Annotated in this window: 14 protein-coding genes and 1 pseudogene; 7 read left to right on the forward strand and 8 right to left on the reverse strand. The window is 70.3% G+C overall.

Going from position 1 to position 15,051, the window contains the following annotated elements:
* Positions 1 to 33 precede the first annotated feature (33 nt).
* Positions 34 to 1,446: an FAD-binding oxidoreductase gene (locus ACIRVH_RS26645; protein ID WP_403957701.1), complete on the forward strand. Its 1,413-nt coding sequence runs from the start codon at positions 34 to 36 to the stop codon at positions 1,444 to 1,446.
* Positions 1,447 to 1,620: 174 nt separating this feature from the next.
* Here ACIRVH_RS26645 and ACIRVH_RS26650 read toward each other — a convergent pair whose 3' ends face one another.
* Positions 1,621 to 2,559 carry a LysR family transcriptional regulator gene (locus ACIRVH_RS26650; protein ID WP_403957705.1) on the reverse strand — a complete coding sequence of 313 codons (939 nt, stop codon included), beginning with the start codon at positions 2,557 to 2,559 and terminating at the stop codon, positions 1,621 to 1,623.
* Positions 2,560 to 2,705: 146 nt separating this feature from the next.
* On the opposite strand from ACIRVH_RS26650, the gene ACIRVH_RS26655 reads away from it, so the two are divergent.
* Positions 2,706 to 3,665, forward strand: coding sequence for a DMT family transporter (locus ACIRVH_RS26655; RefSeq protein WP_403957708.1), 960 nt, complete (start codon positions 2,706 to 2,708; stop codon positions 3,663 to 3,665).
* Positions 3,666 to 3,869: 204 nt separating this feature from the next.
* Entirely contained in the window at positions 3,870 to 4,622 is a 753-nt protein-coding gene (locus ACIRVH_RS26660; protein ID WP_403957711.1) for a lectin, read from the forward strand.
* Between the two features lie 252 nt (positions 4,623 to 4,874).
* Here ACIRVH_RS26660 and ACIRVH_RS26665 read toward each other — a convergent pair whose 3' ends face one another.
* Positions 4,875 to 5,051, reverse strand: a complete 177-nt coding sequence (locus tag ACIRVH_RS26665) for a hypothetical protein (RefSeq protein ID WP_403957714.1) — start codon at positions 5,049 to 5,051, stop codon at positions 4,875 to 4,877.
* Positions 5,052 to 5,530: 479 nt separating this feature from the next.
* Between ACIRVH_RS26665 and ACIRVH_RS26670 the strand changes: the two genes are divergently transcribed.
* The gene (locus tag ACIRVH_RS26670; RefSeq protein WP_403957716.1) at positions 5,531 to 7,438 is read left to right on the forward strand and encodes a glycoside hydrolase family 5 protein; all 1,908 of its coding nucleotides are present in this window, start codon (positions 5,531 to 5,533) and stop codon (positions 7,436 to 7,438) included.
* A 23-nt stretch (positions 7,439 to 7,461) separates the two neighbouring features.
* On the opposite strand, the gene ACIRVH_RS26675 is transcribed toward ACIRVH_RS26670, so the two are convergent.
* Positions 7,462 to 8,433 (reverse strand): aromatic ring-hydroxylating dioxygenase subunit alpha, encoded by a 972-nt coding sequence (locus ACIRVH_RS26675; protein ID WP_403957719.1) that lies wholly within the window; start codon positions 8,431 to 8,433, stop codon positions 7,462 to 7,464.
* 106 nt (positions 8,434 to 8,539) lie between these two features.
* On the opposite strand from ACIRVH_RS26675, the gene ACIRVH_RS26680 reads away from it, so the two are divergent.
* Positions 8,540 to 8,785: a Smr/MutS family protein gene (locus ACIRVH_RS26680; RefSeq protein ID WP_403957721.1), complete on the forward strand. Its 246-nt coding sequence runs from the start codon at positions 8,540 to 8,542 to the stop codon at positions 8,783 to 8,785.
* 21 nt (positions 8,786 to 8,806) lie between these two features.
* On the opposite strand, the gene ACIRVH_RS26685 is transcribed toward ACIRVH_RS26680, so the two are convergent.
* Positions 8,807 to 10,075, reverse strand: coding sequence for an alpha/beta hydrolase family protein (locus tag ACIRVH_RS26685; protein ID WP_403957723.1), 1,269 nt, complete (start codon positions 10,073 to 10,075; stop codon positions 8,807 to 8,809).
* 203 nt (positions 10,076 to 10,278) lie between these two features.
* On the opposite strand from ACIRVH_RS26685, the pseudogene ACIRVH_RS26690 reads away from it, so the two are divergent.
* Together ACIRVH_RS26690 and ACIRVH_RS26695 are read left to right on the forward strand one after the other, a co-directional pair.
* Positions 10,279 to 10,373: pseudogene (locus ACIRVH_RS26690) on the forward strand.
* Positions 10,374 to 10,571: 198 nt separating this feature from the next.
* Positions 10,572 to 10,874 (forward strand): hypothetical protein, encoded by a 303-nt coding sequence (locus ACIRVH_RS26695; protein WP_403957724.1) that lies wholly within the window; start codon positions 10,572 to 10,574, stop codon positions 10,872 to 10,874.
* 167 nt (positions 10,875 to 11,041) lie between these two features.
* Here ACIRVH_RS26695 and ACIRVH_RS26700 read toward each other — a convergent pair whose 3' ends face one another.
* The 4 genes from ACIRVH_RS26700 to ACIRVH_RS26715 all read right to left on the reverse strand — a co-directional run bounded on the left by ACIRVH_RS26700 (position 11,042) and on the right by ACIRVH_RS26715 (position 14,979).
* Positions 11,042 to 11,515, reverse strand: coding sequence for a DUF6174 domain-containing protein (locus ACIRVH_RS26700; RefSeq protein ID WP_403957726.1), 474 nt, complete (start codon positions 11,513 to 11,515; stop codon positions 11,042 to 11,044).
* Between the two features lie 85 nt (positions 11,516 to 11,600).
* Positions 11,601 to 12,734, reverse strand: coding sequence for an MFS transporter (locus ACIRVH_RS26705; RefSeq protein WP_403958013.1), 1,134 nt, complete (start codon positions 12,732 to 12,734; stop codon positions 11,601 to 11,603).
* A 171-nt stretch (positions 12,735 to 12,905) separates the two neighbouring features.
* Complete coding sequence (locus ACIRVH_RS26710) at positions 12,906 to 13,976, reverse strand: hypothetical protein (protein ID WP_403957728.1); 1,071 nt, start codon at positions 13,974 to 13,976, stop codon at positions 12,906 to 12,908.
* Between the two features lie 55 nt (positions 13,977 to 14,031).
* Entirely contained in the window at positions 14,032 to 14,979 is a 948-nt protein-coding gene (locus tag ACIRVH_RS26715; RefSeq protein WP_403957731.1) for an MBL fold metallo-hydrolase, read from the reverse strand.
* Positions 14,980 to 15,051 lie beyond the last annotated feature (72 nt).

Consider the following 15,051-nt stretch of genomic DNA (forward strand, 5'->3'; position numbering starts at 1 on the left):
TCAGCCCGACCAACTCACACCGAGGAGCCGACCATGTCGATCGACACGGCAAAGGGCATCCTGGGGGACGCCACCGTCGCCGAACTGGAGGCAGGCCTGCGCGGCACTGTCGTCCGCCCCGGGGACGCCGACTACGACCAGGCCCGCACGGTCTGGAACGCTTCCCATGACAAGCATCCGGCGCTGATCGTGCGGTGCGCCGGGACCGCGGACGTGATCCGCGCCGTCGAATTCGCCCGCAGTCAGGACCTGCTCGTCGCCGTACGCGGTGGCTCCCACAGCATCGCCGGGTTCTCGACCTGCGACGACGGCATCGTCATCGACCTGTCGCCCATGAAGGGCGCCTTCGTGGATCCGGTACGCCGCCGGGTGGTCGCCCAGACCGGTATGACCTGGGGCGACCTCGACCACGAGACCCAGGCCTTCGGCCTGGCCGTGACCGGTGGCCTGGTCTCCTCGACCGGCATCGCGGGCTTCACGCTGGGCGGCGGCGTGGGCTGGCTGCTGCGCCGCCACGGTCTGGCCTCCGACAACGTGACGGCGGCCGAGGTCGTCACGGCGGACGGCCGTGTGGTGCGCGCGGACGAGAACGAGAACCCCGAGCTGTTCTGGGCGCTGCGGGGTGGCGGCGGCAACTTCGGCGTCGTGACCTCCCTCGAGTACCAGGTGCACCCGGTCGGGCCGCAGGTCCTCGCCGGCCTGATCGTCTATCCGCTGGAGCAGGCCCGGCAGGTGGTCACGGGCTGGCGTGAGCTGACCGGGAACATGCCCGACGAGCTGACGACCTTGGTCAACTTCACCACGGCGCCCCCGCTGCCCTTCCTGCCCCCGGAGGTCCACGGCACCCGCGTCGTGGTGCTGGTCGGCATGTACGCGGGCGACCCCGCGGCCGGCGAGGCGGCCGTCGCCCCGCTGCGGACGCTGGGGACCCCGATCGCCGACCTCATGGGCCCCATGCCGTACACCGGCATGCAGACACTGCTCGACCCGCTGTGGACGGCGGGCGCGCACAACTACTTCACGTCGGCGTTCATCGAGCCGTCCGACGCCGCCCTCGACGCCGTACTGCGCCATCACCTGACGTCACCCTCGCCCTCGAGCGAACTGCATCTGCACCAGCTGGGCGGTGCCTTCGCCCGCGTGCCCGCCGAGGCCACGGCCTTCAGCCAGCGTGATGCGAGCGTGCTGTGCAACGTGATCGCGCGGTCCCCGGACCCGACCGGCTTCGACGCGCAGATCGCCTGGGCCCGCGGCGCCCGTGAGGAGATCGCCCGCCACGGCCGCGGGACCATGTACGTCAACTTCACCGGCGACGCGGCCGAGGACAAGGTGCGCGCCGCGTACCCCGACACGGTCCACGAGCGGCTGGTGCGGGTGAAGGACGCCTTCGATCCCACGAACCTGTTCCGCCTCAACCAGAACATCCGGCCCTCGAACCCGGCCTGATCGGCCTTCTGGGCCGAGGCCCGGCCGAGGTGGTCTCCGCCGTATCGCTCAGCCTGTGCTGAAGTTCCCTCCTACGAGCTGGACAGCTCGACGCGGTTCTTCACCCGCCACCTGAACTGGCACCCTCTGCTGTCCACCGCGCGCTGATCGGGCTCCGCTCCCGGTCAGCGCGTCTCAGCGCACAGCTGATGCGGCACTGGTCGCTGCGTCCTTCAGGAGGGCACCCAGCAGATGGATGTCGGGGCGGTGGGCGGTGCCTGAGCGGCTGACGGTGACGATGGTCCTGCTGACCGGCATCGCCAGCGGATGAAGACTGACGCCCTCGGGGTTCTCCGGAACGGCCAGGCGAGGAGCCAGGGCCACACCGGCCCCTGCGGCCACCAGTGAGGTCAGCACGGAGAAGTCACTGCTTCGTACACGGATGTCAGGCACGAAACCTGCGGCGCCACAGGTGCGCTGGATCATCTCGTAGCAGGACGTGTCCGGTGCCGGAGCCAACCAGGGATCGTGCGCGAGGTCGACCAGGTCTGCCGGCCTGCCCGGAGTCAGCCCCAATGCCTGCGCACGATCGGGGTGGAGAACGGCGACGACCGGGTCCTCCATGAGCAGTTCCTGCTCGCTGCCCGACGGAAAGTCCCGGGGCAGCACGGTGTAGCTGTGCACGACGGCCACATCCGTCTCACGCTTGCGCAGGGCCTCCAGGGCCGCGTCGGGTTCCTGTTCGACGAGGTGCACGGTGAGTGCGGGCTCCGAGTCCTCGGCCTGTTCCGCGAGCGCCCTGTAGACCAGGGGCAGCAGCGTGCGGGCGGCCGACGCGAACGCGGCCACCCGGATCAGGCCGCGTCGCCCACCGCGCAGGGCCGCGAGGTCGGACTCCGCTGCGGCAAGGCCGCCGAGGACCACTTCGGCGTGGGCCACCAGCAGCTCCCCCGCGGCCGTCAGCCTCAAGGTGCGGCCCTGCTTCTCCACCACGGGCATTCCGGCCTCGCGCTCGAGTACGGCGAGCTGTTGGGAAACGGCCGGTGCGGTCAGGTGCAGGGCATCGGCGGCCGCTGCGACCGTGCCGTAGGTGGCCAGATGGTGCAGGATCCGGAGCCGACGCACATCAAGCATAAGTCGAGCTTAAGCTTTGTGAAGGGAAAATCAAGACTGCCTTTCGCATGGTCTCCGGCCGGCGAGCTGGACAATTAAGAACTTCTATGGTTAGCGGGAATAAACCCTAACTGGACCTTCTCGTTCCGTCGCGACACGGTTGGCGGGTGCTTACTCGGTTCACCTCTCCCCGCTTCCTGGCCCTGGCCGGCACGGTCGCGCTCTGGGCGTCCGCCTTTCCGGCGATCCGTGTCGGTGTCGACGGACTCGGTCTGGCGGCTCTGTCGTTCCTTCGGCTGGCCATCGCCGCCGTCGCGCTGGTCGCCGTAGCGCCTTTCGCTCATGTGCGGCTGCCGAGGCGAAGCGACCTGCCCTTGACAGCCCTGTGCGGACTCACCGGCATGACCGCCTACCAGATCCTGTTGAACTGGGGGGAGATCCACGTCGCAGCCGGAACAGCGAGCCTGCTGATCGCGTCCGCACCCGTGTTCAGCATCCTCCTGGGCAGCACCTTCCTCTCCGAGCCCCTGACCCGTGACATCGCCATCGGAAGTGCCGTCGCCATCGCGGGAACGGCCGTCGTCACCCTGGCCAACGGTGCCTCCGGGTTCAGCGCCGCTTCGTTGGCCGTCGTGGCCGCGGCTGTCGTCCAGGGCGTCTACCACAGTGCCACGAAGCCGCTCCTGCGCCGGTACACGGGCCTGGAGGTGGCCACCTACGCCATGGTCGCCGGCACCGTGTTCGCTCTGCCCCTGGTCCCGGCCGCCGTGCGTGCCACGACCCAGGCTCCGACCGCCGCCCTGCTGTCCGCCCTCTACCTCGGCCTACTGCCTTCCGCGCTCGGGTTCGTCATCTGGGGCTACGGCGTCGCACGGCTACCGCTAGCCGTATCCACCGCAGCGCTGTACTTGGTACCACCGGTGGCACTGGTCGTGTCCTTCGTCTGGCTCGGGGAGGTCCCGCAAGGGGTCGAAGTGCTGGGCGGTGGCGTTGTCGTGGCCGGCGTGATCCTCATCAACCGTCGCCGGCACCGGCCGGTATCGGAGGCGGAACAGCAGGCTGCTGTCGCCACCGAACCGTCCGGCATCGCCCGTCGGCCGGCCTTGCGACGACTCGATCGCGAGTGACCGAGAGAGCCACAACTCGCCCTTCCTGTCGGCCAGTTCAGACCTTGACGCGATTGGTTCAGACCTTTTACGTTCCAGGTCTGCCGGGTGGGTCCGAGCCCACCCGTCCGCCGACCGCGAAAGGTTGTGAGCTCCCCCTTGCCCGCACAACCCCCCACGCCTTCAGTACCGTTACGCTCCACGCTTGCCGCCGCCGTCCTCGCCGTGTCGACCGGCCTGCTCGCCGCAGCCCCGGCCCAGGCCGCCACCGGCACCATCACCGGCCTCGCCGGCAAGTGCCACGACGTCGTCGGCGCAAGTTCCGCCAATGGCACGGCCGTTCAGCTCTACGACTGCAACGGCACCGCCGCCCAGCAGTGGACGGCCGGCAGCGACGGCAGCCTCCGCGCCCTCGGCAAGTGCCTCGACGTCACCGGCAACTCCACCGCCGACGGCGCCAAGGTCCAGCTGTGGTCCTGCACCGGCGCCGCGAACCAGAAGTGGACCGTCAGCGCCGCCCACGACATCGTCAACCCGCAGGCCGACAAGTGTCTGGACGTCACCGACAACTCCTCGGCCAACGGCGCCCGCGCCCAGATCTGGAGCTGCACCGGCGGCGCCAACCAGAAATGGAACGCGCCGGCCACGCAGACCACCGACCAGTGCTGGGCGACGCACTACGGCCCCCAGCCACCGGGCGCCCTCACCGCCAGCGGCGAGCTCTTCGACAACAACGCCGACACGGCGGCGACTTCACTGAGTCGTCAGCCGCAACTTCCGTTCGGCACGCGCGTCCAGGTGACCAACACCGCCAACGGCCGGTCGCTGGTGGTCCGCATCAACGACCGGGGCACCTTCACCCAGACCCCGCAGGAACCCAAGTGCCTCGACCTGACCGACGGCGCCTTCAGCCGACTCGGCGGAAGCCTCAACCCTGACGACGGCCACATCGTCGTCACCCAGAGTGTCCTGAACTGAGGGCTCTGTTCCCGGTCAGTGGCCTTCCAGAAGCTCACCCCTTCGTCACCGGGACGACTGCTTCGTCGTGGGCCAGGTCTGCCGGCAGACGCTGTTCAGCCGGGTGGCCGCCGCCGTGGCGCGGCGACGCCGGCACCACGACGACGGCCACCCGAGCAGATGCTGCTCGACGCGATCAACTGAAATAGCGCGGGGTACTCAAGCCCGGTCCGCCCTGAAAGCGGATGCCCATGGGACGAAACCGACGGGTGATCATGCAGAATCGGCGTCCTGCGCCCGCTCTCCCTCCGCCTGGGACGGCTCGGTCCTGGGGACGTCCGGGTGCTGCTCCATAGCTGCACGCTCGGCCGGCTCGTCGCGCTCACCCTCGGCCTGGGAGGGAGTGTGCGAGTACAGCCAGGCGTCGTAATCCGAGGCTCCGGTCTTCATGACGGGCCCCCTTTGCTCGCCTTTGTTCACTCGCCTTCCATACTCCTCCGGGAAGCGCGGCAAGGCCAGAGCAGGCTCTTCGGAGCCTACGACGCCGACGGCAACGGTTACGTCGAGCGTCGCGATTTCGAGATCCCGGCGGAAAGGATCAACCGGAATCTCCGCAGCGATCTGCTCGGGCCTCTGGGGTCCGGGAGTCGTCGGCAGTGGACGAGGCCCCCTCAGCCGATCGAGCCGATCGGCTGCCAGTCGTTCCACTCACCGCTGCCGGGTCAGAACCGGGCGATCCGGTTGCAGCGGGCCGCGATGCCCAGCACGGTCACCGGCCTGCCCGTTCCGCCGAGGACCTCACTGCTGCGGCAGGGTCCTTGTGACGGCGCATCAGGTGTGGACCTTCGCAGCCCCATCGGGCACTCTGCATCCTCGGAGTCACACCACCCGCCCCAGGCGGCACCCCCCAACTACCGAGGGCTGTCCACATGTCGATAGCACCAGCTGTCCTGCGTCTGGCCGCAACAGCCGCGGGCCTCCTGCTCGTGGCCGCGCAGACGGCAACGGCGTCCGCCACTACACCGCCACCGCGCTCTCCGGCCGCTGTGACGGCCTCGGCCACCTGGGCCGCGCCCTTGTCGACGCAGGGCCGCTACATAGTCGACGCCCAGGGCAACCGCTTCCGGCTCAAGGCGGCCAACTGGGACGGCGCCCAAGGATCGTGGACGGGCAGCGGCAGCATCACCGACCCCGCCAACCACCACGCAGGCCAGGACTCCTACGGCATTCCGCTCGGTCTCGACCGTGTCCCGCTGGACGGGCTGCTCGCCGACTTCCACCAGCTGGGCATCAACACCATCCGGCTGCCGTTCTCCAACGAGATGATCCACAGCACGACCCCCGTGCCGGACAACGCCGTGAGCGCCAACCCCCAACTGCGGGGCAGGACTCCCCTGCAGATCTACGACGCCGTCGTCGGTGCGCTCAGCGACAGCGGGTTCGCCGTCATCCTCAACAACCACACCAACACGTCCCGTTGGTGCTGCGGCGTCGACGGCAACGAGCGGTGGAACAGCAGTCAGTCCACGCAGCAGTGGACCGACGACTGGGTCTTCATGGCCCGCCGCTACGCCGCCGTGCCCCGCGTGGTCGGCGCCGACCTGTACAACGAGGTGCGACGCGACGTCCTGGACGACCCCAACTGGGGCCTGGGCGACAACCACGACTGGTACGCGGCCGCCCAGCTCGCCGCCGACCGGATCCTCACCGAGGCCAACCCCCGTCTCCTCATCGTCGTCGAGGGCATCAACTGGACCGGTGTGCCCGTCGACGGGCTGCCGCACGGCCGGCCGATGCTCACCCCCGCCCGCACCCTCTCGCACACCCTGGTCGACTCCCACAAGCTGGTCTACTCCGCCCACTTCTACGGCTACACCGGCCCCCACCACAGCGGCGCCACCGGCATCGGCGAGACGCACGACGCCCGCTACCAGGATCTGACCCGCGACCAGCTCGCCGCTGCTCTCGACGACGAGGCGTTCTTCGTCGAGGAGACCGGCCGGCACTACACGGCACCCGTGTGGATCAGCGAGTTCGGCATCGGCAGCAACGAGACGAACGCGGCGGCCCGAACCTGGTTCGGCAACGTCACCGACTACTTCGCCGACCACGACGCCGACTTCGCGTACTGGCCGCTGGTGGGCTTCGCCGGGCACGACGACTGGGCGCTGCTGCGCTACGACACCGCCGGACACCGCGACGGCATCCTCGACTCCGGCGACTGGCGCAGTACGGCATGGCAGCACCTCATGTCCGCGCCGAGCACGGCCGGTCCCGTCGCGGCCGTTCCGGTGTGGCGGATGCTGAGCACCGACCACGCCGACGCGGTGGAATCCCTGCGCGTACGGGCCACGGGAGACTGGGATTCGGGGGCCTACAAGGCCGCCTGCCCGGATGGGCTGCGGTTGATCGGGCTGAGCCACACCACCGGTCGCGGCCTGTGCACCGACACCGGTACGGCGGATCTGCGGACCTCCGCCGCGGGGCAGACCGTCGTCACCGACGAGCGGTACGTTCCCGCGGGCGGCGACTGGGCGTCCGGGTACACCAAACTCCAGTGCCCACAGGGCGGTTTCCTGATCGGCTACAGCCTGCGCGGGGAGCGTGTGTCGGCGGCGTTGTGCGTGCCGGGTCGCACCGCCCTGTCGGGAACCGGACGCACCCTGTGGTTCGACCGGTCCGACAACCGCCCCGCCAACGGGGCGGGCGGCGACTTCGCCTACGGCGACTACAAGGGCCAGTGCGCGGCGAACGAGTACGCCGCCGGGATCGCCTTCACGACTCGCTTCGGCAGCCGTCCGGGACCCGCTGCGCTGCTGTGCCGGACACTGCCCTGAGGAAAGCAGCACGAAGAGGCCCCTCAGGAGGACGGATAGAACTGGCGGGCCCAGTGGCGGAACAGGCCGATGCCCTCGTCGTTCGCCGCGAGGCGGGGGCGCGGCTCGTACCGCTTGGTGTTCCAGATCCTCAGGTCCTGGCGGACCTTGCCGACCGCGGTCTTCAGCATCGCCCGGGCGAAGGCCCGGTGCAGGCCGTGCCGTGGGAGCGACGCTCCGGTGGCGTCGGGCCTGCGGAGGTCCGCGCAGGCCGTCGCGACCAGCATCTGGGTACGGCGTGGCCCGGTGGGTGTGTGCATGGCCCACAGGTAGCCGACGAGACCGAGCGAGGGCAGGGGCAGTTCGACACGGAGGTATCCCAGCCCTGCCATCAGGAACGTGTGGTCGGCCCGGATCCGGTGCCTGAGGGCGGGAGGCCGGTCCGGTCCGCGGCGCGGTCGCGTGTGCAGGAGGGGGCCCTGGGTCGTGGGCGGGTCGAGTTCCTGCACGGCCGCTTGGTGCGGGACGGGCAGATGCCGGTAGTCGACGGTGTTCTCGATGATCTCCTGCGGGTGGGTGCGCACCTCTGTGCTCCAGGCAGCCGTCGGTACGACTCCGGCCCGGGCGGTGTCGGGGACTTCCCAGCTGGGTGCGGCGCCCTCCGGGTCGTACCAGGCGAGGACGAGGCCGTTGCGCTCGCTGAGGGGGTGGTGCTCCAGGCGGGCGCACGGCGGCGGTCCGTCGGGGGTGCCGACGCAGGTGCCGTCGGGGGCGAAGGCGAAGCGGTGGACGGGGCACACCAGGTGCTCGCCCGCCACGGTGCCGCCCGCCACGAGCTGGGCGCCGAGGTGCGGACAGTGGGGACGCACCGCACGGAGCCGGCCGCCGCGGGTGCGGTGGAGGACGATGTCCTCGTCCAGGAAACGGCGGGTCAGGACACTGCCGGGGGCCAGTTCGCGTGCGCGTGCCAAGTAGAACCAGCCGCTGGGGTAGGGCAGTTCGTCCGTCGTCGTCATGGCCGGCAGCCAAACACGGGACAAGACGTCGAAGATCACATATCCGGCAGGGTCACTCGTATGAGGTAGCGGTGAGAAGATCAGGACTCCAGTGAGGAGGCTCCCCATGATGTCGCTCGATCTCCATCCCCTCTTCCGCAACAACCGTGACATCGAGCTGGCGCTGCGCCAGTTCGTCTTCAAGGCCAACCACTCGGGCGAAACGGTTGCGGAGATCATTCCGGGCAAGGGATCGGGGCAGCTCAGGGCGCGTGTCCTCGCCTTCCTGGACCAGAAGCACATCAGGAAGCTGTACGTCCGCCGGGAGGTCGACTCCGGCAACACCGGGCGCATCCTCGTCTACTTCAAGTGAGCCGACTGCCATGGCCCTGGATCAGTCGACGAATTCCATCGCCGGGTATCGGGGCGACGGTCGGTCCAGGAAGTGGTCGTGGCGGCCGCGCAGCCAGCGGTCGAAGAACGCGGAGACGTAAGCCTCGTCGGTGCGGACGGCCGTGGTCGGTTCGATCGTGCCGATGTCCTGCGTCAGTGTGGCCGCTGGCAGATCCAGCTGCGGGAGCAGGGCCTCCGCGTCCGTGAAGGAGGCGTGTTCGGCGCCGCGCAGTCTGAGCTGACGGTTCCAGCCGGGTGTGTGGGCCCGGAACGCGGTCCAGCCGGGGCCCGTGTCCGTGGGGCCGTCCTTGCCCATCAGCAGGAACGGCCGGGTGAGCCCGTGCTCGGCCACCGGCATCAGCGTGCCGTCGAAGTGGGTCAGGTTGCCGTCCATGTCGATACCGGCAGTGATGCGCGGGTCGGTGTCCATGACCGTGGCCGTGGCGGTTCCGCCCAGCGAGTGGCCGAACATGCCGACCTTGGCGAGGTCGAGAGCGCCGGCGAGGCCGCAGGGCAGTGGGCGGTCGTCCACGTCGGGGTTCCGGCCGGTGTTCAGCAGGCCCAGTTGGTCCAGCACGAAGCCGGTGTCGGCGTTCCGGACGCCGAGTGCCTTCCTGATGAAGGCGTCGGGGTCGCCCGGGGTGACCATGGTGGCCAAGGAACCGTCGGGGAACTCCACTTCCGGCGATTCGTAGGTGTTGTCGATGGTCACCACCACGTAGCCCCGGCCGGCCATGTCCGTCACCAGAGTGGTCCCCCAGGTCCGAGGTTCACCGAGGCCCGGGGAGTAGATCAGCACGGGTCGCCTGCTGCCGGCGTCGGCCACCGGAGCACCCTGTGAGGCGTGCGTGACCGTGGTCGCCCAGTCGGCCCGCCCGGTCGGCAGGCCCATCCCCAGGTAGTCGTCGGCGGTCACCGAGTCGAAGTGGGCTGCCGCCCTGGGCAGCATGTACGGCGCGGCCGGACGGCCGGCTGCGCGGGTCGCGGGGTAGTACACGTCAACCATCAGCTCGCGGCTGTTCCTGCCCTCCTGCCATGGGTCGTGGCGGGAGGTGTCGGCCAGGTGCAGCGTCACTTCGCCGACCTGGAAACGGCCTGTGGGGGCCGGTAACCGCATCCGGGCAGGAGGTGCGGCCGACCCGCGCTGCGTCGCGGCCTGAGCGGGAAGGAGCGCCATCAGTGAGCTGACGACCATGACCGCGCAGACGGCCATCGCCCGCAGGCCTTGATGCTGTTGGACTCGACGGCTGTTCGGCTGTGCCTTCGTCATGCCGCCCATCGTGCAAGCTCGGCTCCTGCCCGCGCATCGGGGACATCCCCCACTGGAACCCGGAGTCCAGGACACGCCCTCGCCGGGCCAGGCCGGACACGGCGCCACAGGGCGATCGTGTCAGCGGTGCGTCAGGCCCGGGTCAGCGGCCCCTGCCACTCTCATTCATGTGAACGGCACGGGAAACCGGAGGCCGGGAGCAGGGAGAGGTGCCCGGAGTGGCTGATCGGGGACCTACGAGCACGCCTCGAGGTCGGGCCCCACGGGGCCCACGCAGGTTCGAATCCTGCCCTCTCCGCACCGATCACCATCGCGTCCCTGGCCCGAGTGGTGGCTAGAATGAGTCATGACATCGAACTCCACACATTCTGGGACCAGTTGGTCCCGGCGGCGCACACCGATTCTGGCATCCTTGCTGAGTGCGGCGGCCCTTGGATGGACTGCCGTTGCACTGAGCGTGCACACGACCGGCTCGACCGCACTGGACCCTGACAGTGTGACCGATGCCGATCTGGCTCGGTTGGGTGCTGCTGTGATGGCCGGCATCGCTGCGGTGGCTGCCGGGCTGTGGTGGCGCCACTGGGCGACCGTACGTCGTTCGGAGATCGGCGGAGGTTGGGCACGGGGGGCGTTTGCCGTCTCCGCCATCCATTCGATGTTCGTCATACCGGTGATCGTGTTCGCCTCCTGGGACTGGAAGGCGCTTGCGATCGTGTTCACGTGCGCGGTGCTCGCTGCCGGTGTGCGGGAGGCCGCCGAGGTGACCGCACCGGCTACCGAGGCTCTCGGCCTGGGGTGACGCCGGCGTAGGTCGCACGGCGAGTACGGGTCTTCCCCAAGTCCGCAGCGCCGGGCGGCCGGCCGCTGCGAAGCCGCCGGCTGGGGGGCGTATCTCCCTGGCCGGTCCGGTCTGCCGCAGGGCCAACTGGTGTCGGCCCCACGTGACGTCGCCCCGAACCGAAGACCTCAGTGGCGCCCGGCCACGTAGTCGCTGATCGCGTACTCCGCCTCGTCGTCGACGGAGTTCGCCGACCAGTCCAGGGTGATGCGCAGTGGATGGCCCGTGGTCGAGTACTCCACCTCCGCGGTGTCCGCGCCGTCGCGCCGCGCCTGTTCCAGTTCCTTCACCAGTCCCCCGATGGTGGGCACCGCCTCGGGCGACTGCTTCACCACCCTGCGGCCCGGCTCGTCCAGCCCCACCGCACGCACCGCCTTCCCCTCCCGCACGGTCACCCGGAAGGTGCCGATCAGGAGCCGCTCTCCCCCGCTCGACTTCAGGGTGTACGTGTACGCCGACGGCTCCTTCCAGGCGGTGCTCTCCGCCTGCGCCGCTCTGTCGACCTCGGCCTCCCCCTGGCACGCGGCGGTTGCCCAGACAAGCCCCGCCGTCAGCGCGAGGCGGGGCAGTACGGACCGGGGAACCGGACGGACGGATCTCATGTTCGGGCCTCTCACCTACGCGGGCTGTTTCTCCTTCGACGCCGGAGGACCGCGGGACGTTCGCCCGACCGGCCCGAACGTCGGTTCAGGACCGGGCGGTGGCCGGGGACAGGTTCCGACGCACGCGGATACCCACTGCCGCCACGAGCACGACCGCGCACGCCGTGAACACCAGACCGGCCCCGCGCAGCCCCAGCGCCAGCGTCATGGCGCCCACCCCCACGACCGGCAACGAGATCCCCACGTACGCGACGACGAAGAACGCCGAGATGGTGGCGCCTTGGTGCGCCGGGGGCGCCGCGGTGCTCACCTCGGTCAGCCCGGCACGGAACGCCATCCCCTGCCCCGCGCCACCGGTCACCGCCCCGGCCAGCAGCAGCGGGAAGGACTCCAGGAACAGCGAGGACGCGATGAGGAGGAGGCCGGCGACGAGCACCGTACAGCCCAAGGGCAGGGCGCGGCGCGCACCGACCCATCCCATGAGCAACTGGCCACCGGTCGAGGCACAGAACACGCAGAAGACGACGCCACCGGCGACCGCCAGATTGTGCTCCCCCAGTGTCTGCGTGAGGAAGGCCGGGGCGACGGCCGTGAACAGGCCGAGCATGGCGAAGCCCGCGAAGGCGGCGAGGGCGCAGGGAGTGAACACCCCGCGCACCTCCGGCGGAACCCTCATGCCCTGCGGTCGCAGCGACGGCCGCGGAACCGTGCGGCGCACGGTCTCGGGCAGCAGGCAGACGACCGCCATGGCGACGGCCAGGAGCACCAGATGAGTGACGAACGGAAGCTTGAGCGGCCAAGGGGCGTACTCGGCGAGGAAGCCGGAGACGAGGGGGCCGAGCCCCAGACCGCCCATGTTGGCCGCGGTCGCCGCCAGTCCGGCACGGCCGCGTTTGCCGGGCGGGGCCAGTTCGAGTACGGCCGCGGTGCCCGTGCCACTGAGCAGACCGGCCGAGAAGCCCGACAGCACCCGGCCCGTGTACAGCAGCGGCAGTCCGACCTCGAACAGGAAGCAGACCGCGCTGAGGGCGGCCAGGCCGAGCGCGGCCAGCAGCACCGGCCGTCGTCCCAGCACGTCGGAGAAGCCGCCGGCGATCAGCAGGGCGGTGATGACGCCCACCGCGTAGACGGCGAACACCACCGTCACGATCAGTTCGGAGAACCCGATCTGCTCCCGGTACAAGCCGTACAGCGGTGTGGGCAGGGTGGTGCCCATCATTCCGATGGCGAAGACGCCCGCAGCGGACTTGTACCCAGGGCGTCCGCCACCCCGCCGGCGAGTCTCTGCGTCGCTGCTGGTCACGTCCCACCATAGGCATCGGCCGTCGGACGCGGTGCGCCTCGCAACGCCGTGCTGCGCCGTCCGGTGCCGCCGCCCCCGGCCAGGGGCTCAGCCCCCGAATGCGGGATACCCCGGCAGAGGCGCGGCCTGCCACCGTCCGGCGACCTTCCGCAGCAGCAGCTCCATGGTGTCCGCGAATGCCGGGAACTCCCGGATCCTGCTCGCCATCTCCCAACGGTGTCGCAGTACCTGACGCATCAGCGGCACGGGACGCCGGGTCCGGTGCATCGGCCGGTCCTCCGCGGTGCGCGGGAGCAGCGCCACTGTCACGCCGACCGTCCAGACCGCGATCGCCTCGCGCATCCCGGCCTCCCACACCGCGCCCTCGGCGAGGGCCGGGTAGGCGGTCACGGCCTCCGTGCGATAGGCCTGCTCGATCTCCTCGGCCAGTCCCGCCGGAAGCCTGAAGACGCACCAGCAGCTGGAGAAGGGCATCCGGCAGTAGGCGGCGGTCAGGAACACCGACTGGAAGCAGGCCGCCTCGAAGTCGATCAGCCGCAGGCCGTCCGCGGTGAGCAGGTTGTTGTCGGGGCAGGTGTCCCCCGGAGTGAACGCCGGATACTCGTCGCCGCCCGCCGTCCCGATCCGGTTCAGCTCGGCCGACAGTTCGGGTGGCGCGGTGATTCCTGCCTCGGCCAGCAACGGCAGCAGGTCGGCGGCGTTCCGCGCGATCCACGGCTCGTCCCCCCGGGACGGCAGTCCCTTGTCGTACCGGGCCGTCAGCCGGGTGAAGTCGGCTCGCCTGTGCACCGACGCCGCGGCGAGTCGGCCGAGTCCTGCGGCCCAGGTCAACAGGCCCTCCGCGGCGGCCTTCGGGTCGTCTCCGAGCAGTACGTCCGCCAGCGTGGGCGCAGTCCCCAGATCCTCCATCACCAGCAGCGGTACGTCGGTGTCCACGCCGAGCAGTGCCGGGCCGGCCACCCTGAGGTCGAGCCCGGCGGCCTCGGAGACGAACGAGCGCAGGGCGCTCGGCTCGTCGTTGAACGACTTGACGATCACGCTGCCGCCGGCCGCGGTGCGGCAGCGCAGCACGGTGCTGCGCCGGCTGCCTCCCAGGTCGACGGGGTCGGAGAGGCGGGTGCCCAGCAGGTCACCGGCGGCGCGGAGGATCGCATCCATCCCGGCATCCTGCCACCCTCTGCGGAGCGGCGTGCGCCCGACGGCCGTAGGCGATTCAGCTCCCGGCGCCGGCCGCGTAGAAGGCGCGGACGGCGAAGGCGATCCATTCCGGTCTTTCCCAAGTCGCCCAGCGGAGACGGGCGTTCTTGTCGATGACTGCGGCCGTCTCGTCGGCGCTCACGCCGGCTGCCCGCAGGCGCTCGGTCTCGTCGCGGACATGGGTGAGGTAGTCGCGGACGTCGCGGATCACCGACACGCCGGTCACCTCGCCATGGCCGGGTACGACGACCTCGGGTGCGAGGCCCGCGAGTTCACCCAGCACGGAGATCCACTTCCCGCCGTCGACGTCTACGTCGTACGGCGGGAAGTGGGGCGCGATGGGAAAGATGCGCGTCTCGAACAGGTCGCCGCCGAACAGGACCCGGTCGTCGACCAGGACGACCTGGTCGGAGGCGGTGTGGGCCGGACCGACCGCGCGCAGCACCGCCGTCCTGCCGCCCAGATCGATCTCGGCCCGGCCGTCGTGGACCACGTCCGGCTCGACCAGTTCGACGCCGCCCAGCTCGGCCGCGGCGGCCGGGCCGAGCCCCCGGAACATCTCGAGGTAGGACGGGCCCTTGCGGCGCAGCTCCGCACGCTGGCCGGCGTTGTAGACGATCGTCGCCTCCCCCTTGAACACCTGGGCGCCGAAACCGTGCTCGGGGTGGAAGTGCGTCAGGGTCAGGTAGAGGCGCCGGGGGCCCGCGAGGCGGCGGGCCTGCTCCAGCACGTAGGCGCCGTTCCGGGGCCCCATGCCGGTGTCGATGACCAGCGCGGCCGTCTCCCCCACCACGATCCCGATGTTCGGGACCAGCTCGATCCGGCGGTCGGGGATGACGAAGACGCCGTCGGACACCTCGACGGGCTCACCCTGCACCAGGGGCGGCGGGCTCTGCCGCAGGTCCGGCGCGGCATTCGGGTCAGCGAGCCGGCTACCGGGCGAGGTGGGGTCGCTGGGGCACATGACCGGGCTCCCATCTGAACAGTGTTGAGATTGCCCGTCGAGCGTACCATCCATCTGAACACTGTTAAGATC

The organism is Streptomyces sp. NPDC101165 (assembly GCF_044768135.1).
In the GTDB taxonomy this organism is placed as follows: Bacteria; Actinomycetota; Actinomycetes; order Streptomycetales; family Streptomycetaceae; genus Streptomyces.

Coding starts and splice junctions, on each gene's coding strand:
- ACIRVH_RS26645 (WP_403957701.1), top strand. CDS start 34: ATGTCGATCGACACGGCAAAGGGCATCCTGGGGGACGCCACCGTCGCC.
- ACIRVH_RS26650 (WP_403957705.1), bottom strand. CDS start 2,559: ATGCTTGATGTGCGTCGGCTCCGGATCCTGCACCATCTGGCCACCTAC.
- ACIRVH_RS26665 (WP_403957714.1), bottom strand. CDS start 5,051: ATGAAGACCGGAGCCTCGGATTACGACGCCTGGCTGTACTCGCACACT.
- ACIRVH_RS26670 (WP_403957716.1), top strand. CDS start 5,531: ATGTCGATAGCACCAGCTGTCCTGCGTCTGGCCGCAACAGCCGCGGGC.
- ACIRVH_RS26675 (WP_403957719.1), bottom strand. CDS start 8,433: ATGACGACGACGGACGAACTGCCCTACCCCAGCGGCTGGTTCTACTTG.
- ACIRVH_RS26680 (WP_403957721.1), top strand. CDS start 8,540: ATGATGTCGCTCGATCTCCATCCCCTCTTCCGCAACAACCGTGACATC.
- ACIRVH_RS26685 (WP_403957723.1), bottom strand. CDS start 10,075: ATGACGAAGGCACAGCCGAACAGCCGTCGAGTCCAACAGCATCAAGGC.
- ACIRVH_RS26700 (WP_403957726.1), bottom strand. CDS start 11,515: ATGAGATCCGTCCGTCCGGTTCCCCGGTCCGTACTGCCCCGCCTCGCG.
- ACIRVH_RS26705 (WP_403958013.1), bottom strand. CDS start 12,734: ATGATGGGCACCACCCTGCCCACACCGCTGTACGGCTTGTACCGGGAG.
- ACIRVH_RS26710 (WP_403957728.1), bottom strand. CDS start 13,976: ATGGATGCGATCCTCCGCGCCGCCGGTGACCTGCTGGGCACCCGCCTC.
- ACIRVH_RS26715 (WP_403957731.1), bottom strand. CDS start 14,979: ATGTGCCCCAGCGACCCCACCTCGCCCGGTAGCCGGCTCGCTGACCCG.